Here is a 17939-nt window from a genome sequence, read left to right on the forward strand (position 1 = left end):
TCTCCTATCAACCCAGGGAGGCCCGATCATAAAAAAGTTAAATGATTCCGTGATTCTGCCAGCGGCCTTTGACCATTTTTTTACGATAAAAGCAAGGGAAGCAAGGGGCGAAGCCATGCAAGGGCAACTGGAAGCGCAATTGCAACAGTTAAGTCGCAAGGTGGAGGACTTGGAACGGTTGATCGAACGCCTCCGGTTGGAGCTTTTGCAGTCGTTGGATTTGATGCAACAGGGTTTATCACCCCACCCGGCGCCGGGTAGTAATTACCTGGGTAGCCTAGCGGAACACCGCGATATTCTCCAGGAATCCCCCCCTGCATCCCACACCCTATCCGACCACCAGGACCTGCCCCCGGAAATGCAAATCCAACGCCTGATGGCCCAACTGACGGCAGCCTATAGCCGCATCGCCACTCTGGAAGAGCAATTGGTGGCCTGCCGCCTGCAACACCAGAAGTAACGTTCCCAAGGGCCATCCCCACTTGCCATAATGGATAGATGAAAACCTAGTAAAACTTTTTAATATTTGCTTAAAAAATGAGTCGTGGGGGTTGGCGGTCAGACAGGTGGGATTATGATGTGCTGATTGTGGGGGGGTCCCTGGTGGGGTTAACCCTGGCAGCGTGGCTGGGACCCCAGGGATTGCGGGTGTTGGTGGCGGAAGCGCAAAAGGGTTTGGCCGGGACACCTGAACGAGTCTATGCCCTCATGCCGTTGACCGAGGAGATTTGGCAGGCGGTGGGGGTCTGGCCGCAGTTGCAGCAGGTGGTGCAGGCGTACGCCCAAATTGACCTGACCGACCAGGGGCAACATCCGATTGTCTTTACCTCTAGGGATTTGGGGGGCAGGCCACAGTTGGGGTCGGTGGGGGAGCAGCAGCGTCTTTGGCCGGTGTTTCGGGAATTCATTGCCCAAACCCCCAATGTGACCTACTGGGAGGGGACACAGTTGCTGGATTGGGTGGTGACCCCCGGCGAAGTCAAGGTCAAACTGGAACAGGAGGGAGCTATCCTATACCGGTCGGTGGGATTAGTGGTGGGGGCGGATGGAGCGCGGTCACGGGTGCGGCAGCAGGCGGGTATCGGTGCTTGGTCGTGGCCCTACTGGCAGTCCTGTTTGACCACGGTGCTGTACGCGCAGGAACCACCGGTGGCCTATGAGCGGTTTTGGCCGGCAGGACCCCTGGCTTTGTTGCCTTTACCTGAGCAGCGCTGGGGAATTGTCTGGACGTTACCCCATGCCGAGGCGCAGCGGTTACTCCAGGCCCCTGTTGCCGAATTTTTGGGGGAATTACAGCCATTTTTACCCTTTACCCAGGTGATGGAGGTGGGACCGCGCCGTTGTTTTCCGGTGGAGTGGCGGCAGGCGCGGCGCTATGTGCAACCCCGGTTGGCGTTGATTGGGGATGCGGCCCATCGCTGCCATCCGGTCGGTGGTCAGGGGATGAATTTGGGGATTCGGGATGCGGCCACCCTGGGGGCTATTCTGGTGCAGGCCCATCACCGGGGAGAGGACATCGGCCAGTTGTCGGTTTTGCGACGCTATGAACGTTGGCGGTGGTCGCAGGTCCTGTTGTCGCTGCTGTTTACCGACCTGTTGAACCGGGTATTTTCCCAGGGGTGGGAACCATTGGTGACCCTGCGGGCATGGGTGCTAGAAACCATGCGGCGAGTGGGCCTGTTGCGCCGTGTGTCGCTCCATTTTATGACCGGTCTGTGGGGTCGCTTGCCCCAGGGAGTACTTGGACATGATTTCTGAAAAGTCATGGACTGCAATGACCCCGAAAACCAACTGTTAAAGCTGAACTGGGAGTACGGCCTCACAGGCTCCATGGCTGGGGAGGACATGGCCGACTTCCTGAAATGACCTGCTACGAACAAAGTATCTACACCTACAAACTAAACCTGGGCACCCCTACCGACCAGTTAGCTGCTATGGCCAAGGTATGGAGCTCTAAACAGGAATGTATCCCTTGGTGGGACTGCGCATTTAGGGAGCATTTTTCCCCTTCGTCCCACAATCGTACCGCCCCGCCAGGACAGCCATACCGCTTACCCCAATCCCTTGACCCGCTTGAGGAGGGCGAAGTTGCTACGGCATAACCGGGGTGACCCTGTGCCCGACTGGGCCGCAAGACTCCTGCGCCTGAGGTGAGTGGAAAAACGGTTACCGCTGCCGCAGACCGCAGGTGGGCATGGGTGCCGCACTGAAACCGCTAGACAGTTCGATGAGAGCGTAACCACCGGCCATCAACGCCCCAGTCACCACAGCACCGATGAGAAAGCGTTTCACTGCTGCTGTTTTGGGAGCCGGAGATTCGGTAGCCGACGGGGTCGGTTGATCAACCTGTTGGACTGGTGTCACGTTGGGCTTGCGGGGCATCAAGAAAAACATGGCCAAGACTCCCTACGAACTTGGCTCCCATTGTAGGGGGGGAATGGGCAAACGGCTAGTTTGGCTCCTCTGCTTTGTATTAATAATGTTAGGAGGGGTCCCCTCATCCAGGCGATGGCTGCTTTTCAGAGTTTTGCCGTTTTAGCGCTCAATTCCGCGGAACGGGAGTTGTGGGAACGGCTCAAGGAGGCTTGCAAGGCGGAACCCTGCGTGGCCTATTGCCGCTATCCCATTTTCACCGGGGCCGGTAACCTGCGCAAGGAACCGGATGTGGTGCTGCTGCACCGGGAATGGGGGCTGTGGGTTTTAGAGTGCAAAGGGTGCCGCAGCGAAAACATCGCCCAGGTCCGGGGCCATGAGTGGCAGATGCTCAATTGGTACCGGGAAACGGAAACGCCGGCTTGGCAGGCCGAAGATGGCATGTATGCCCTGGAGGCCAAATTCCGGGAGCGCCGGGAAACCCGCAGTTGTCCCTTAAGTTTTCACTTCCGGGTGGTGCTGCCCTGGGTGAAGCGAGAGGAGTGGCGCCAGCGGGGTTTGCCAGAAGTACCCTATGTCTGGTTCCAGGAGGACTTGCGGCGGGTGGCGCTGCGGGAGAAGTTGCAACTCGGTGCCCAAGAACGTCCCCAACCTCCCCTGACGGATGAACAGTGGCAGGCATTGCTGGGGGTGCTAGGAGGAACGTTGCCCCAAACGGAAGCCCGACCTATCGCGGCGGGTACTTCGGCTGACAATCCCGTGCGGGTGGTCCATTACATCGAGGCGCAACTGCGGCATCTGGACGAAAACCAGCAAAAAGTGGCGTTTGAGATTCCCGATGGCCCCCAACGGATCCGGGGCTTAGCCGGTACCGGCAAAACGGTGCTGCTTGCCAAACGGGCGGCTAAAATCCACGCGGCGCACCCGGACTGGCAGGTGGGATTCGTGTTTTTTACCCGTTCTTTGTATGAACCGATTCGCGCCCTGATTGCCACCTACTACCGAGAAATGACCCGCGCAGACCAGGACCCCAACTGGGAGCGGTTGCAGGTGCTGCACGCCTGGGGTGGCCGGCAACGGCGCGGGTTTTACTTCAATCTGGCTCGGCAGGTAGGAGTTAGACCGCTGACAGTTGGCGAGGTTTGCACCCATCTCAACCGCACTTGCTCGCCGCCGGAGGCCTTTACTTACGTCTGTGAACGGCTGGAGAAGGAGGCGCCGGCTATTCCTGTGCTCTACGAGGCCCTGCTGCTGGATGAAGGACAGGATTTGCCCCTGGCCTTTTACCGACTGGCCTACCAAACCCTGGCCGAACCCCGGCGGTTGTACTGGGCCTACGACGAGGCGCAGGGGATTGGCAATTTGACGGTGCCCCGGCCGGTGGACATCTTTGGCCGTCATGCGGACGGTCGTCCGGTGGTGGATTTGACGGGGAGTTACCCGGGAGGCATCCTCAAGTCCCACAATCTCAACCGCTGTTACCGCACGCCCCGGTTGCTGCTGATGGCAGCTCATACAGTGAATATGGGGCTTTTGCGTCCAGAGGGACCCCTGCAGGGGGTGACTACGAAGGCGGACTGGGAGGCCCTGGGGTATCGCGTCGTGGCGGGGGATTTTTCTGAAGCCAGTGTCAAGACGGGCCAAACGGTAACCATCACCCGCGATGCCACCCACCCTGTTGACCGGGAGGATTTCCCCTACCGCCAAGCTTTGGGGTCGGTCCTGCGCATCGAGATGTTTGGGAGTGAAGCGGCGGAGCAGGAGTGGATCGCGACTCAGATTGCCCAGGACCTCCAGCAGGGGTTGCGCCCCACCGACCTTTTGGTGACTGGGCCACGGGGGTCAGCAGAGCTGGATTACTTCCGCCAGTTGCAGGCCCGCTTGCGGCAGCAGGGGGTCAAGGCCATCATTGCCGGTGAAGATACGCCCCCTGATGTGTTTTGGCAACCGGAGCAGGTGACGCTGGCGAGTATTGGGCGTGCTAAAGGACACGAAGCCTGGAAGGTTTACGCCTGCCGGTTTCACTGGGCAACGCAACCGTTTTGGCAGGGAGAAACGGAACTCCACAAGCGCAACGAAGGATTTGTGGCCCTGACGCGGGCGCGGGTCTGGTGCGTGGTCACGGGGTTACAGGGGAAAAGTCCGGTTTTGGACGAACTGGCGGCGGTGGTGCAACAGGCCCCCCAACTGACCTTCCGGGCCTTTAACCAGGCGTCCCTGCAACGGGATATGACGGACCCAGACACCCATCCTCCCCTGGCGGAGGCGCTGGCGGGTGTGGAGTGGGATTAGGGGACGTCTCGCCGGGTAGGGCGGCCAAGACCGCTGGGAGTAAACGATTCACAGGCACCAGTTGTAGACCGGCGACCGGCTCCAGCTCCATCGGCGGCACAATCGCCCGCTGAAACCCCAACTTCACGGCCTCCTTGAGCCGGGTTTCCATTTGTTGCACCGGGCGAATCTGGCCGCTGAGTCCCACTTCACCAATCAGGACCGTCTGGGGCTGGATAACGCAGTGGCGCAAACTGGCTAACACCGCCAGGGCAATCCCCAAATCCGCCGCCGGTTCGGAGACGGTCAATCCGCCGGCTGAGGCCACGTACACGTCGTGTTTCGCCAGGGGCACCCCCAGGTGCTTTTCCAAAACCGCCAGGATTTGCACTAAGCGGTTGTAGTCAATGCCGGTGGTGCTCCGGCGGGGGGTGCCATAACCGGTGGAGGTCACCAGGGCTTGGATTTCCACCACCAGGGGGCGGGTGGCCTCACAGGCGACGATGGTGGCAACGCCAGGGGCAGGAGATTCCCGGTGGTGCAAGAACAATTCCGAGGGGTTACTCACTTCCTGCAACCCTTGGGCAGTCATGGCAAAGATGCCCAGCTCGTAACTGGGGCCGAAACGGTTTTTCCCCGCCCGCAACAACCGGTGGTGGGCCAGGGCATCCCCTTCAAAATACAGCACCGTGTCCACCAAATGCTCCAGAACCTTGGGTCCGGCGATGGCTCCCTCCTTGGTGATGTGCCCGACAATCAACAGGGCGATATGGTGCTGTTTGGCTAACCGCATCAGGGCCGCCGTGCACTCCCGCACCTGGGAAACAGAACCGGGGGCCGAGGTTAAAGCGGCATTCATGAGGGCCTGGATACTGTCAATGACCGCCACCCGGGGGCGTAGGCGCTCCAGTTCCCCTAAGATGGTCTCCAAATCCGTTTCCGCCAGCACGTACAAGTCAGGGAGAGCATTAGGGGGAAACAGCCGCTCGGCCCGCAATTTCACCTGCTGGGCGGACTCCTCGGCACAGACATACAACACCGGCAGGGTTGGGGACAGATGGGCCAGGGTTTGCAACAGCAGGGTAGATTTGCCTATGCCCGCATCGCCGGCAATGAGCACCAGCGACCCCGGCACAATCCCACCCCCTAGTACCCGGTCAAATTCCGCCGAACCAGTAGACCAGCGTTGCCAATGCTCAGAGGCGACGGCACTTAAAGGCAGAGCGTGCTGGGAGATGGCCCCAGACCGCAAGGAAGGTTCCTTGGGGGCAACCACCACCTCATCCAAACTGTTCCAGGCCCCGCACTGGCGACACTGGCCGAAGTACTGGGCATATTCTGCGCCGCATTCCCGGCAGACAAACCGGCTACGGGCCTTGGCCATGACCGACGAAGTAGCGCTGGAGAATCTGCTCAATGCGCCGGGCCGCCTGTCCGTCTCCAAAGGGATTCACCGCCTGGGCCATGCGCCGATAGGCTGCTTCATCCTGCAACAGTTCCAGGGCCTTGGTCACGATCCGGTCGGTGTCGGTGCCCACCAGCACAGCCGTACCGGCGGCAATCGCTTCCGGGCGCTCTGTGGTCTCCCGCAGCACCAGCACTGGTTTGCCTAGGGCCGGCGCCTCCTCCTGGATCCCCCCCGAATCCGTCAACACCAAATAACAGCGCTGCAAGGCCCCCACCAACTGAGGATAGTCCAGCGGCGGCGGCAAAAACACCCGGGGATGGCCCGCCAGCAGCGGCCGTAAACCCTGCTGCACCTGGGGATTGGGATGTAACGGCAGCACCAAGGCCGTATCCGGTACCTGGGCCAAGATGCGCACCAACGCCTGGGCAATGCGGGTTAGGGGTTCTCCCCAGTTTTCCCGCCGGTGGACGGTCGCCAGGAGCACCCGCTGCCGTTGCCAGTCCAACCCGGGGATGGGGCAATCGGGCTGCTGCCGGGCCACCTGCTGCAGGGCGTCAATCACCGTATTGCCCGTGTGGTGAATTTCACCGGTTACCCGTGATTCCCGGAGATACTGGACTGCCAGAGTAGTGGGGGCAAAATGCCACTGGGCCAACTGGGAAATCAACCGGCGGTTGGCCTCCTCCGGGTAGGGGTGGAACAAGTCATCGGTCCGTAACCCGGCTTCCACATGGCCGATGGGGATGCGCTGGTAGAAGCTACTTAAGGCAGCGGCAAAGGCGGTGGTGGTATCCCCCTGCACCAACACCAGTCGAGGTTGGAGCTTTTGCAACAGGGGCGACAGGCGCTCGAGGGTGCGACAGGTGATTTGCTCCAGGGTCTGGCCAGGCTCCATGATGGCTAGGTCGTAGTCCCACTGCACCCCAAACCACCTCAACACCTGGGCCACCATCTCCCGGTGCTGCCCTGTATTGATCACACGCACCTGCCAGTGGGGATTGGCCCGCAGGGTTTGAATGACCGGCGCCAATTTGATCGCTTCGGGGCGCGTCCCCAGGACGACAGCTACAGGAATCGGCATCACGCCCGCCTATTCTACATCGCGGAAGCGCCGTTGTTGGAGCACGGCCATCACCTGCTCGCAGCGTTCAACATCCCCCATTTCCAAAAACAGATCGGCAGCTTTACGTAAATCATCCACCGCTCCCACCTCATCCCCTAAGGCCAGGCGCACCTTAGCCCGGTCGAAGTAACAGGGGGCCAAATCCGTATCCATGCGCAGGGCTTGGTTAAGTTCCTCCAGCGCCCCCTGGTAGTCCCCCTTTTCCATCTTCACCAGACCCCGCTCATAAAAATCATCGGCCCCCATCTGCCGCTTGTGGGTGGTGACCTCCCTATGGATATAGCGGTAGTTGGGGTTCAGGTCGAGGGCTTTTTTGTAATCTGCTGCCGCTCCCTCGTAGTCCCCCAATTTGCGCCGGGCCAGGCTGCGGTTGTGATAAAATTCAGCGGCTTGGGGGTCGAGTTCAATGGCCCTGGTGTAGTCAGTGACCGCCCGCTGGTAGTCCTTGACCTTAAACCGAATCAGCCCCCGGTTGTAATAGGCCGCCGCCATGCGGGGGTTAAAGGTGATGGCCTGCTGTAGGTCTGCCAGGGCTTGGGCGTAGTTGTGCAAACGCCGGTAGGCCACCCCCCGTTCGTAATAGGCCTCGGCGTTGTGGGGTTCCAGGGCCAGGGCTTGCGTAAAGTCATGAATCGCTGCTTCGTAGTCCCCTTTTTCCGCTTTTTGGCGTCCCCGATTGATAAAAAGGGCTACCGGACTAGGGGAGACGGGCCGGGGGGGTGGAGGCGGTGGACTGGCGGCTACGGTGGATTGGGCCACAGAAGATGAAGATGATGACGCAGAGGTAGTCTCCCGCCGGGATAACCACCAACCGATGCCCACTCCCAGGGTGATGCCCCCACCAGCAACCATCAGCACCAAAGGCCAGGGATTGGTTGACCGGGGTGGGGTGGTAGCCGTCTGACCCTGGACAGCCGTAGTCCCCAACGCTATGGCCATCCCCCAGACCCACCAGGTTGCCTTGTTCATGGATTTGGCACAGTACCGGCTGCGGCCAAACGTACCTTTTATGCTAGCCGTTTGGCGCAGTTTTGCCAATGACGGGGTTGTTCATAATGGAAAAGGTCGATCGAAGACGTGTATGTTGCGACGCTGGCGCGGTCTGGGATTGGGGCTAGCACTCTTTTTAACCCTGTTGTTGCTGCTGGGCCTGAGCCAAAATTTGCTCCAACTTTACACTCAAATCCTGACGGTAGCGGGGGCGACGGCGGCTAATGTGCTGCTGGGCTTAGTGCTGCTGGTGATGTTAGGGCTACTGATCACCCTGGGTCGAATTGTCTGGTTGGCTGGTCGTCCGCCCCGCCGGCGGGTCAAACCTTCCACGGCTTTTTCCTCGCCCGACCTGCAACAGCGCCTGGAAACGATTGCCCAGCAACTGGCCCAAATCGAGGACCGCATTGCCCGCCAGGCCCTCGAGACCCAATATCAGGAACTCCTGGCCCAACAAAACCGCCAGCCCCTGCGTCTAGTGATCCTGGGGACCGCGTCCACCGGCAAAACCTCGCTGGTGAATGCCCTGTTGGGCCGTATGGCCGGGGATGTGGCGCCGACTTTGGGCACAACCCAAACGGTACAGGTTTACGGGCTGCGTCTCCAGGGGGTGCCGCGCCGGATCGAACTGGTGGATACGCCGGGGTTGCAGGAGGGGTCGGCAGCGGGCGCCAGCCGGGAACTGGAAGCCAAAGCATGGGCGCAGCGGGCGGATTTGGTGGTCTGGGTGGCGGATAATGACCTGCGCCAGTCGGAAATGACGGTGCTGGTGCAACTGCGGCAACTGGGCAAACGGGTGGTGCTGGCCCTCAACAAAACCGACCTCTACCTACCCGAAGACGAACAGGTGCTGCTGGAGAAAATCCGCCAGCGGCTCCAGGGGTGGATCGCACCGGAGGATGTGGTGCCCATTGCCGCTGCCCCTCCACCCGTTAAGTTGGATACGGGGGAACCCTACCAGCCGCCGGTGTACCTGGACCCCTTGCTGCAACGCGTCGCCGCTATCCTGCAAACCGAAGGGGAACAGTTGCTGGCGGAAAACCTGCTGTTGCAGTGCCAACAGTTGGGGGCAGAAGCGCAAACGATTCTGGAACGACAACGGCGGCGGCAGGCCGAGGCCATCGTGGAACGGTTCCAGTGGATTGGCGCAGGGGTGGTGTGGTTGACGCCTTTGCCGGGGGTGGATTTGTTGGCCCAGGCGGCGGTACATGCCCAGATGGTGGTGGAACTGGGGCAGGTCTATGGCTGTCACCTGAGTCTGGATCAGGGGCGCGAATTGGCACTGTCGCTGGCTAAGACCTTGACGGCCCTAGGGGTGGCCCGGGGAATTGCTAGCCTGGTTGGCCGCACCCTGAAAACCACCGTCGCAGGCTATGTGTTGACTTCAGCTGTACAAAGCATCAGCGCCGCCTATCTGACGCGGGTGGCCGGTTTGAGCTTCATCACCTACTTTCGCCAAAACCAAAGCTGGGGAGACCAGGGCATGGCCGCAGTGGTGCGTCAGTACTGGGAACAGGAAAAGTCCCAACTCCCCCGCTGGATTCACCAGGCTTGGCAACGCCTGCGCTCCCTCGACCCTCAATCTTAGGCTAGGCATCACCCCCTTTTAATGTTTTCTTAATTTGAGTGGCGGTTTCCCTGACTAAGATGGGCGTGGGGAGTATCCATGGTGGTTATGAACATTACCCGACGGGAAGCTCTGTGGTTTTTAGCCGGTGGGATCGGTGCAGTGGTGTTGGGGTATCGGGGTGGTCAAGCAGTACCGCCGGCGCTCAAGTTTCGTCCGATTCGGGGGGTGATGCCGGTGCCCACAGACAACCTGACGCCGGCCCAGCAACGCCAGGCTTACGCCCGGGTGGTGGTTCAGGATGACCTGGTACTGCCGGAGGGCTATACCTACGAGGTGGTGGCGGCCTGGGGAGACCCGTTGGGGGATGGTCGCTTTGGCTATAACAATGACTACTTGTCGTTTGTGGCGGCGGGCCAAGACCGGGCCTATTTGACAGTAAATTTTGAGTACATCAGCGCCCGGACCTGGCTGGAGAGCTACCGGCAGGTAATCGGTCAGGAGCTGCCGATTGCCGAGGTAGAAAAGGCGCTGGCGGCCGGACCAGTGGATGTGACGCGCCTGGCGGCTGACAGTCCCCTGCGCCGGGCCATTGAACAGATTACGGTGGCAGCAATGACGGATTTAGGGATTGGGGTGATGACTATCCGGCGGGAGGGCCAGCGCTGGGTCAAAAGCCCTAGTCCAGCGGACCGGCGGGTCACGGGTATTTCGGGTTGGCGGGATGGCCGCTATCTCCGGGCGACGGGACCGGCGACCCTGATTTTTGCCAAGACCCAGGGGCAGGGCTATCTGGATGGGCTGGGGGAGAAAATTATCGGCACGTTTGGCAATTGCGCGGGTGGCACGACGCCCTGGGGGACGGTACTCAGTTGCGAAGAGAATTTTCAGGACTTGGTGGCGGAACCGGTGTATCCCGACGGTACGTCTTTTGCCCCCGGTACGCGACCGTTTACCATTGCGGCAGACGGAGATTTGGCGGGCCACGGCAGCGCCCTGGGACTGGCGGGGAACAAATACGGCTGGGTGGTGGAGGTGGACCCGGCCAACCCCAGCGACTACGGCACCAAACATACCTGGCTGGGGCGGTTCCGGCATGAGGCGGTGGGGATTCGGGTGGTCCCGGGCAAACCCCTGGCCTTCTATTCGGGCTGCGACCGGCGGGGGGGACACCTGTACAAGTTCGTCAGCCGGGAGGTAGTACGCGACCCCCGGGACAAGGCCAATTCCCGCCTGCTGACCGATGGCATGCTCTACGCGGCCAAATTTAACCCTGATGGCACGGGGCGATGGATTCCCTTGACGCCGGAGACACCGGTGGACCCGGACCCCCCGGAAGTCCATGCCGGTGGTTTCATTAACTTGCCCCAGCGGCCAGAGGGGGGCTTTGCGCCCTTTACGACGACGGCCCAGGTGGAGCAGTACAAGCAGCGGTTTAAGACGCTGGGCGATCTCTACGTGGGTACGCGGGCGGAAAAGCAGGGGGCGATTTTGATTGATACCCACTATGCCGCCAGTGCCGCTGGGGCCACCTGCACAGCGCGACCGGAAGATACGGTGATTGCTCCCGATGGAACGTTGTATATCGCTTTTACATCCGGGAGTCCCAGCTCGGTTGACGGGGGGCCAGATGAGCGGGTGTTCGTGGGGCCGGGTAACCAACGCTCCTACGAGCCAGGCTGGATCATGGCGCTGCGGGAAAAAGATGGGGAGCCGGCGGCGTTGACTTTTACCTGGGAGATGGTGGCTGTAGGGGGTGAACCGGCCCTGGGGGGGGCAGGCTTTTGCAACCCCGATAACCTGATGGTGGACCCGGTAGGGCATTTGTGGATGGTGACGGACATTGGCACGTCCCGCTTAAATAGTCCGGCCCACATTCCCGGCAGCGGACGCTATGGCAATAACTCCATGTGGTTTATCCCTACCCATGGTCCGCAGGCGGGACAGGCGTTTTTGTTCGGCATTGGGCCGATGGAGTGTGAGTTGACGGGGCCGTGTCTGAGCGACGATGGCCGCACGCTGTTTTTGGCGGTACAGCATCCGGGGGAACGGCATGGTAGCCGCAGGGATGGGGCCCAGCGGGTGCTTCAGGTGCGCATGTGGGATACGGAGGGCAACCGGTTTATGCAGGAGCGGGTGGTGCCGTTGGGGTCGAACTGGCCGAGCAAAACGCCCAATGCGCCCCCCAAACCGGCGGTGGTGGCCATTCGCCGTCTAGACGGTCAACCCCTGGTCTAACCCGTTAGGATGGGTGTGAAGGGTTGGATGCTCTCACGGTGGTCCTAGAGCCGATTGCCATTCCCAGTCTGCTGCGTTTGCCCGAAAAGCGATTGACCCTGACGGTGCGGCAGAAGTTTATTGATTTGCCCCTGCTGACGCCAGTGCAAGGGGAGGTTGTGGTCACGCACCAGGGGACCTGTCTGCATGTCGAGGCCCAGGTGAATGCCATTGTCACGTTGACCTGTCGGCGGTGTCTTTGCCAGTTCAACCAGCGGTTGCCCCTGGCGGTGGAGGAAATCATCTGGCTGGATGCGGTTAAGAGTGACCCTAACGCCTGGCCTTTAGAGCAGGAGGTGCCCCTGACGGACCTGATGGAATACCTGCCGCCGGATGGGTGGTTTGACGCGGGACAGTGGCTGTATGAGCAAATCTCCCTGGCGCTGCCGACGAACCCCCTGTGTCGCCCCGATTGCCAGGTGGATTGGCCGGGGGGCGAAATCGAGCAGGAGGGGGAAACGATTGACCCGCGCTGGGCGGCTTTGGCGGCGCTGAATTGGCCGGAATAGCCTATGGATTTTGCCCAGGAGCTGGGGTTGCTGGTGCGGGCGCGCTATCCGTTTATTTATGTGCCCACCGCCGAGGAGGAGCGCTTGGAGCAGGTCATCCACCAGGTGGCGCGGGGGTTGGGCCAGTGGGGGGTCTATTGCTGGGATTTTGTGGAGGGCATCCAGGGGAATCCCAACGACCAGGGCTTTGCCCGGCGCAATCCCCTGCAGGCGTTGGAGTTTGTGGAAAAATTGCCCCCCCAGGCGCCGGCCCTGCTGGTCCTGCGGGACTTTAGCCGCTTTCTGGAAGACGTTGCCATTGCCCGCAAGTGCCGCAATCTCAACCGGGTGTTAAAAGCTCAACCCAAAAGTGTCATTTTTGTGGCGCCGGAGATGCGTTTGCCCCTGGAGCTGCAAGAGATTGTCACGGTCTTGCCCTTTGGGTTGCCGACGGCCCAGGAGCTACGTCAAGCACTGTTGGACATGGTGCAAGGCCTACCGGAACCGCCGCCGCCGGCGCTGCTGGAAGCGTTAGTGCGGGCCTGTCAAGGGTTGTCCCTGGAGCGGATGCAGCGGGTGATCGGTCGGGCTTTGGCCCAGCGGGGCAAACTCACGGAAGCGGATGTGGAGACCGTACTGCTGGAAAAACGGCAGATCATCCAACAGACGCAAATCCTGGAGTTTTGTACCCCGACAGTCACGTTGGCGGATGTAGGGGGGCTGGATAATCTGAAGCTCTGGTTGCAGCGGCGCCAACAGGCCTTTAGTCCGGCGGCACGGGAATACGGCCTGCCCTATCCCCGGGGTTTACTGCTGGCGGGGTTACAGGGCACCGGTAAATCCTTGACGGCTAAGGCGATTGCCCACCACTGGCAGTTGCCCCTGCTGCGGTTGGATGTGGGGCGCCTGTTCGCCGGCTTGGTGGGGGAATCGGAAAGTCGCACCCGGCAGATGATCCAAATTGCCGAAGCCCTGGCCCCCTGCGTGCTGTGGATTGATGAGATTGATAAGGCCTTTAACACCGCCGACAGTCGCTCCGACGGGGGCACCACCAACCGGGTCTTTGGCACGATTCTGACGTGGCTGGCGGAAAAGGAATCCCCGGTGTTTGTGGTGGCGACGGCCAATCAAATCCAGTTGTTGCCACCAGAGCTGTTGCGTAAGGGCCGCTTTGACGAGATTTTCTTTGTCGGGTTGCCCACGTTGGAGGAGCGCCAGAGCATTCTCCAGGTGCATTTGTCGCGCCTGCGTCCCCACACCTGGTCCAGCTACGACATCAAGCGCCTAGCCTGGGAAACGCCGGATTTTTCCGGGGCGGAGCTGGAGCAGGCCATTATCGAAGCCATGCACACGGGCTTTAGCCAGGGCCGAGAATTCACCACCGACGATATATTGGAAGCAGCCAGCCAAATTGTTCCCCTGGCCCGCACCGCCCAAGAACAGGTGCAGTTACTGCAACAGTGGGCCAGCGCAGGGAAAATCCGGTCCGCTTCTCGCCACAGTACCCTTAGCCGCCGGTTAGAACAAGTGGAGGATGTAGATGACGATAGGGAGTCGCCGGCGTGAAGTCCCGTCCGTTGGGGCCTGGATGTGCGGTTTGGTCCTGGCCACTACCCTGCCCATGGCCGCCGGTTTTATGCTGGTGCGCTGGGGGTTGCGATACGGGTTTGCCCCACAGACGGTCTCCATTCAACCCAACCCGCCCCAGGGGGATAGGGTTTCCGCCGGACAATGGATGCGGGTTGTACAACCCCAAGGATTGTGGGTGCGGGCGCAACCGGAGGCCGATAGCCCCGTGGTGGCAACGGCAGCCCATCAACAGGTGGTGGAGCGCTTAGCCGTGAGTCCCGACCGGCAATGGGAACAGGTGCGCCTGCCAGACCAGCAAGTGATCGGGTGGGTGCGCGCCGGCAATTTACAACCCTTAATCCCCCCGCCCAACCTCTGGGTCACGGCCAGGGACGGTTTGATGCTGCGCCAGGACCCTAGCACCTCAGCGCCGGTGGTGACCGGTTTGGCCTATGGTCAGGAACTCCGCCTGCTGACCTATAACGCTGACCGAACCTGGGCGCAGGTGCAGGTGCCCGCCACCGGGACCGTTGGTTGGGTCAAGGCCGAGTACACCAATCCCACCCCTCCCACCGAACGGGAAGGCCGGCAAGTTCAAGTCCATGCGTCCACCGGTCTACTCCTGCGGGACAGCCCCGACGGCACACCGCTGACAACCTTACCAAACCGGGAAATCCTCCTTGTGCTGGATGCTAGCGCCGATCAGCAATGGTTGAAGGTCCTGGTGGTGCGCACGCGACAGAAAGGCTGGGTCAAGAGGGACTACACCCAACCGCTGTAGCTCAGTTCCCCGCATCTAAGGTGTCTAACCAAGCAAACACCCGGTCTAACTCATCCAAACTGATCAACCCGTAGCGCCACAAAACGATGGGCAACGGCCCCTGACCGGAATCCTCCCGGCGTAAAGCCATCTCAATCGAGGCCGCCGATACCGCCAACTCCTCCTGCAAAAAACGAATCAACCGCTCATCCCGTCCCGATAGCATCCCTCTTCCCCTGCCGCAGCGACCCAGTTCTGAGAACCTTAGCGCAAGACGCCCACAATCGTATCCACAGCTTAACGTAATTTTACAGAGGGATCAATAATTTTTGTAAAGATTATGAGAACAGCCCCTGTTGCTGGTTCAGCCGCGGGGTTAGGGTCAGTGCGCCGGCCAAGTTGCCGGAATGGCCTGGGATGGGGGTGTTGCCCCCGGGAGAATTACGCAGAGACGTTGGCCCTATTGTCCCCAGACAACAGTAAATTTACGGATATAACTATAAAAATTTCTCATAAAACGTCCCCTTGACATTACACAGAAGTAGAAATTCTACGGTGAATATACCTTAAGCCTTATTTCCGCTGAGGAGGGATATGGAATGCAGGACCTCTGTGCTTTGGTTGAGGTCTTACCTGTTGGGAACCGTCTTCGAGCAAAGTTATGACCCAGCCGCCGCCATCGGTTAACCGGGAAGCTATTATTCAGCAAATTATCCAAATTTGTCAAGTTTTGCCATCGGAATCCCTGCTGGAGGTGCTCAATTTTGCTATCCATGAACTGGCGCGGGTTTTGCAGGCCCAACAGGGGGAAACGGGTCGGTAAAATGCAAAAAAACTGGGCTTGGGGTGTAATGGGTGTTACGATTGGAACAACTGATTTCTATTTTGGGAGCCACACCCAGCGGAATCCTGCGGGGGACGGTCCACCGTATTAGCACTGATAGCCGGCGGGTGCAACCGGGGGATGTGTTTGTGGCCCTGGTGGGGGAGCGTTTTGATGGGCATGATTTTGTGGCGGCGGCGTTGGCCCAGGGCGCTGTAGCGGCGATTATCCACCGGCGGGATTTACTGACCCCTGATCAGCCCCTGCTGTGGGTGCCGGATACGTTACAGGCCTATCAAACCCTGGCGGCTTGGTGGCGACAGCGGTTTGCCATACCGGTGATTGCGGTGACGGGTTCGGCGGGCAAGACTACCACCAAGGAATTGATCGCGGCGGTGCTGTCCCAGTATGGTCGGGTGCTCAAAAGTGCGGCCAACGAAAATAACGACATCGGCGTGGCCAAGACTCTGTTGCAATTGCGACCGGATTACGATTATGCGGTGGTGGAAATGGGGATGCGGGGGCGGGGACAAATTGCCCGTTTGGCGCGCATGGCCCAGCCCCAGGTGGGTGTCATTACCACTGTGGGCACGGCGCACATCGGTCAGTTGGGGTCGCGGGAGGCCATTGCCCAGGCGAAATGTGAGTTGTTGGCGCACCTGCCCCCTCGGACGGGTACGGCGGTCTATTGGCGGGAAAATGCGCTGCTACACCAAACGGCCCAGGCAGTGTGGGACGGGGCGACCTATACCTATGGGTTAACCCAGGGGGATTTGCAGGGGCGGGTCGAGGGCCATGAACTGGTCATTGGCGATTGGCGTTATCCGTTACCTTTGCCGGGGGAACACAATGCCTGTAATTTTCTGGCAGCGCTGGCGGTGGCCCAGGTATTGGGTTTGCCCTGGCGCACGTTGTCCCAGCCTTTGGCCGTGGATTTACCGACCGGTCGCAGTACCTGGCAACCATTGGCGCCGGATATTCTCCTGCTGGATGAAAGCTACAACGCCAGCCCGGAAGCGGTGTGTGCGGCTCTGCAAACCCTGAAACAACAACCGGGGAGGCGTTATATCGCGGTGCTGGGGGCGATGCGGGAGTTGGGGGAGCAATCGGCGGCGCTGCATCGGGAGGTTGGGCAATGGGTGCGGGCGTTGGGTTATGACTGCCTGATCCTGTTAGATGACCCGGAAGTAGCGCCTCTGGCAGAAGCGGCCCAGCCGGTTACCACTGAATCCTACGCCACGACCGACCAGATCACGGCGCGATTGCTCAGTCTGCTGCAACCGGGGGACCGGGTGCTGGTCAAGGCCTCCCGCAGTGTGGGGCTAGACCGGGTGGTGCAGGCCCTGACCCAGCATGACCAAGGCATCTCGCAGGGCCATCGTCAGGGCTTGGGTGGCTGAACGCAGGGCGCCGTTGGCCGGAGGTCGGACCCGTAAACCTGGGCCGATGCGAATCTTGACGTCGGTGCGCCAGGGTTGATAGGGATGGCTGTACCAGAGATAGACGGGCAGAAGGTGCAACACCAGGTCCGGGTTTTGTTGCACCGCTTGCAGGGCCAGATGGACAGGACCCGGTTTGAGGGGCAACAGGGTGCCGTCGCGGGAAATTTTCCCCTCAGGAAACATGACCAGACTCTCCCCTCGCCGCAGTAACTCGATAGCCGTTTGCAGGGCAGCCCGTTCTGGTTTTTCCCGTCGCACCGGAAACCCCCCCAACCGGCGAATCCACCAACCCTGGAAACCCCGTACCTCCTCCGCCGCCACCATGAAGTACAAATGCCGTCCCGAGGCTAGCCACCCGACCCCATAGGGCACCATCAGGGCATCCCAGCGGGAGCGGTGCGTGGGTGTCACCAGCAACGACCCGGTTTTGGGGATATGCTCTTGCCCGGTTACCTCAATCCGGCGGAAGTACAGGGAAAACAGGATTCGGCCCAGGTAGTAAGCTGCCCCCGTCAACCAGGGCGATAGACGCGGCAGGTTAGCCATCGCCTGTCCTCCCCAAGGCCCATCCGGCTACCCATCCCATCGTCCAAGGCGCCTGCAAATCCAATCCACCCGTCAGGCCATCCCCATCCAAAACCTTACCTGCCAAGTACAGCCCCGGACACAGCCGACTCTGTAGTGTGCGACGGTCCCCTTCCCCCCAGGGCACCCCGCCATCGGTGACGAATTCCTCCTTACCGCCAGCACCCGGACCTGTCAGCAGCATAAGCAATTGTTGGAGGTCTGGCTGCGACAACTCCGCCCAACGTCGATATACCCCCCCCCCAATAGATGATGCCATAACT

General features: G+C 60.5%; 17 protein-coding genes. 10 read left to right on the forward strand and 7 right to left on the reverse strand.

Translation table 11 applies throughout. From position 1 onward, the window contains the following. Positions 1–115 precede the first annotated feature (115 nt). Positions 116–460 (forward strand): hypothetical protein, encoded by a 345-nt coding sequence (locus Q6L55_03185; protein ID MEN9257718.1) that lies wholly within the window; start codon positions 116–118, stop codon positions 458–460. A gap of 77 nt (positions 461–537) precedes the next feature. Beyond that, positions 538–1758, forward strand: a complete 1221-nt coding sequence (locus Q6L55_03190) for an FAD-dependent monooxygenase (GenBank protein ID MEN9257719.1) — start codon at positions 538–540, stop codon at positions 1756–1758. A gap of 408 nt (positions 1759–2166) precedes the next feature. On the opposite strand, the gene Q6L55_03195 is transcribed toward Q6L55_03190, so the two are convergent. Next, entirely contained in the window at positions 2167–2394 is a 228-nt protein-coding gene (locus Q6L55_03195) for a hypothetical protein (GenBank protein MEN9257720.1), read from the reverse strand. Positions 2395–2508: 114 nt separating this feature from the next. Here Q6L55_03195 and Q6L55_03200 point away from each other — a divergent pair, with 114 nt between their 5' ends. Continuing rightward, positions 2509–4665 carry a hypothetical protein gene (locus Q6L55_03200; protein ID MEN9257721.1) on the forward strand — a complete coding sequence of 719 codons (2157 nt, stop codon included), beginning with the start codon at positions 2509–2511 and terminating at the stop codon, positions 4663–4665. On the opposite strand, the gene radA is transcribed toward Q6L55_03200, so the two are convergent. From radA to Q6L55_03215, 3 genes are read right to left on the reverse strand one after another with little or no spacing between them, the layout of a single operon-like run. Further along, on the reverse strand, positions 4577–6028 hold the full coding sequence (radA, locus tag Q6L55_03205; GenBank protein MEN9257722.1) for a DNA repair protein RadA: 1452 nt from the start codon (positions 6026–6028) through the stop codon (positions 4577–4579). The genes Q6L55_03200 and radA overlap by 89 nt on opposite strands. Next, entirely contained in the window at positions 6012–7133 is a 1122-nt protein-coding gene (gene wecB, locus Q6L55_03210) for a UDP-N-acetylglucosamine 2-epimerase (non-hydrolyzing) (protein ID MEN9257723.1), read from the reverse strand. The genes radA and wecB overlap by 17 nt, the downstream gene beginning before the upstream one ends. 9 nt (positions 7134–7142) lie before the next feature. Continuing rightward, positions 7143–8144 carry a tetratricopeptide repeat protein gene (locus Q6L55_03215; GenBank protein MEN9257724.1) on the reverse strand — a complete coding sequence of 334 codons (1002 nt, stop codon included), beginning with the start codon at positions 8142–8144 and terminating at the stop codon, positions 7143–7145. 112 nt (positions 8145–8256) lie between these two features. Here Q6L55_03215 and Q6L55_03220 point away from each other — a divergent pair, with 112 nt between their 5' ends. From Q6L55_03220 to Q6L55_03240, 5 genes are all read left to right on the forward strand, one after another. Continuing rightward, entirely contained in the window at positions 8257–9753 is a 1497-nt protein-coding gene (locus Q6L55_03220; protein ID MEN9257725.1) for a GTP-binding protein, read from the forward strand. An 87-nt stretch (positions 9754–9840) separates the two neighbouring features. Next, positions 9841–11970, forward strand: coding sequence for a DUF839 domain-containing protein (locus Q6L55_03225; protein ID MEN9257726.1), 2130 nt, complete (start codon positions 9841–9843; stop codon positions 11968–11970). A 23-nt stretch (positions 11971–11993) separates the two neighbouring features. After that, positions 11994–12518, forward strand: a complete 525-nt coding sequence (locus Q6L55_03230; protein ID MEN9257727.1) for a YceD family protein — start codon at positions 11994–11996, stop codon at positions 12516–12518. 3 nt (positions 12519–12521) lie between these two features. Further along, entirely contained in the window at positions 12522–14063 is a 1542-nt protein-coding gene (locus Q6L55_03235; GenBank protein MEN9257728.1) for an AAA family ATPase, read from the forward strand. A 22-nt stretch (positions 14064–14085) separates the two neighbouring features. Further along, entirely contained in the window at positions 14086–14847 is a 762-nt protein-coding gene (locus Q6L55_03240; GenBank protein ID MEN9257729.1) for an SH3 domain-containing protein, read from the forward strand. A 1-nt stretch (position 14848) separates the two neighbouring features. Here Q6L55_03240 and Q6L55_03245 read toward each other — a convergent pair whose 3' ends face one another. Further along, positions 14849–15052: a DUF2949 domain-containing protein gene (locus Q6L55_03245; protein ID MEN9257730.1), complete on the reverse strand. Its 204-nt coding sequence runs from the start codon at positions 15050–15052 to the stop codon at positions 14849–14851. 435 nt (positions 15053–15487) lie between these two features. Here Q6L55_03245 and Q6L55_03250 point away from each other — a divergent pair, with 435 nt between their 5' ends. Beyond that, positions 15488–15649, forward strand: coding sequence for a hypothetical protein (locus Q6L55_03250; GenBank protein ID MEN9257731.1), 162 nt, complete (start codon positions 15488–15490; stop codon positions 15647–15649). 32 nt (positions 15650–15681) lie between these two features. Next, entirely contained in the window at positions 15682–17049 is a 1368-nt protein-coding gene (gene murF / locus Q6L55_03255) for a UDP-N-acetylmuramoyl-tripeptide--D-alanyl-D-alanine ligase (GenBank protein ID MEN9257732.1), read from the forward strand. On the opposite strand, the gene Q6L55_03260 is transcribed toward murF, so the two are convergent. Both Q6L55_03260 and Q6L55_03265 read right to left on the reverse strand, forming a co-directional pair. After that, on the reverse strand, positions 16972–17637 hold the full coding sequence (locus Q6L55_03260) for a lysophospholipid acyltransferase family protein (protein MEN9257733.1): 666 nt from the start codon (positions 17635–17637) through the stop codon (positions 16972–16974). The two genes, murF and Q6L55_03260, sit on opposite strands and share 78 nt — an antisense overlap. Next, positions 17630–17860 carry an NAD(P)/FAD-dependent oxidoreductase gene (locus tag Q6L55_03265; GenBank protein ID MEN9257734.1) on the reverse strand — a complete coding sequence of 77 codons (231 nt, stop codon included), beginning with the start codon at positions 17858–17860 and terminating at the stop codon, positions 17630–17632. Before Q6L55_03265 ends, Q6L55_03260 begins: the two co-directional genes overlap by 8 nt. Between the last annotated feature and the right edge of the window lie 79 nt (positions 17861–17939).

Source organism: Gloeomargarita sp. SRBZ-1_bins_9 (assembly GCA_039794565.1).
Taxonomy (GTDB): domain Bacteria; phylum Cyanobacteriota; class Cyanobacteriia; order Gloeomargaritales; family Gloeomargaritaceae; genus Gloeomargarita.

Excerpts from the sequence above, each read along its gene's own strand:
- Q6L55_03220 (MEN9257725.1), top strand. The coding sequence starts at position 8,257 with ATGTTGCGACGCTGGCGCGGTCTGGGATTGGGGCTAGCACTCTTTTTA.
- Q6L55_03245 (MEN9257730.1), bottom strand. The coding sequence starts at position 15,052 with ATGCTATCGGGACGGGATGAGCGGTTGATTCGTTTTTTGCAGGAGGAG.
- Q6L55_03265 (MEN9257734.1), bottom strand. The coding sequence starts at position 17,860 with ATGCTGCTGACAGGTCCGGGTGCTGGCGGTAAGGAGGAATTCGTCACC.
- Q6L55_03225 (MEN9257726.1), top strand. The coding sequence starts at position 9,841 with ATGAACATTACCCGACGGGAAGCTCTGTGGTTTTTAGCCGGTGGGATC.
- Q6L55_03240 (MEN9257729.1), top strand. The coding sequence starts at position 14,086 with ATGTGCGGTTTGGTCCTGGCCACTACCCTGCCCATGGCCGCCGGTTTT.
- Q6L55_03235 (MEN9257728.1), top strand. The coding sequence starts at position 12,522 with ATGGATTTTGCCCAGGAGCTGGGGTTGCTGGTGCGGGCGCGCTATCCG.
- Q6L55_03185 (MEN9257718.1), top strand. The coding sequence starts at position 116 with ATGCAAGGGCAACTGGAAGCGCAATTGCAACAGTTAAGTCGCAAGGTG.
- Q6L55_03190 (MEN9257719.1), top strand. The coding sequence starts at position 538 with ATGAGTCGTGGGGGTTGGCGGTCAGACAGGTGGGATTATGATGTGCTG.
- Q6L55_03250 (MEN9257731.1), top strand. The coding sequence starts at position 15,488 with ATGACCCAGCCGCCGCCATCGGTTAACCGGGAAGCTATTATTCAGCAA.
- wecB (MEN9257723.1), bottom strand. The coding sequence starts at position 7,133 with ATGCCGATTCCTGTAGCTGTCGTCCTGGGGACGCGCCCCGAAGCGATC.
- Q6L55_03260 (MEN9257733.1), bottom strand. The coding sequence starts at position 17,637 with ATGGCTAACCTGCCGCGTCTATCGCCCTGGTTGACGGGGGCAGCTTAC.
- radA (MEN9257722.1), bottom strand. The coding sequence starts at position 6,028 with ATGGCCAAGGCCCGTAGCCGGTTTGTCTGCCGGGAATGCGGCGCAGAA.
- Q6L55_03215 (MEN9257724.1), bottom strand. The coding sequence starts at position 8,144 with ATGAACAAGGCAACCTGGTGGGTCTGGGGGATGGCCATAGCGTTGGGG.
- Q6L55_03200 (MEN9257721.1), top strand. The coding sequence starts at position 2,509 with ATGGCTGCTTTTCAGAGTTTTGCCGTTTTAGCGCTCAATTCCGCGGAA.
- Q6L55_03195 (MEN9257720.1), bottom strand. The coding sequence starts at position 2,394 with ATGTTTTTCTTGATGCCCCGCAAGCCCAACGTGACACCAGTCCAACAG.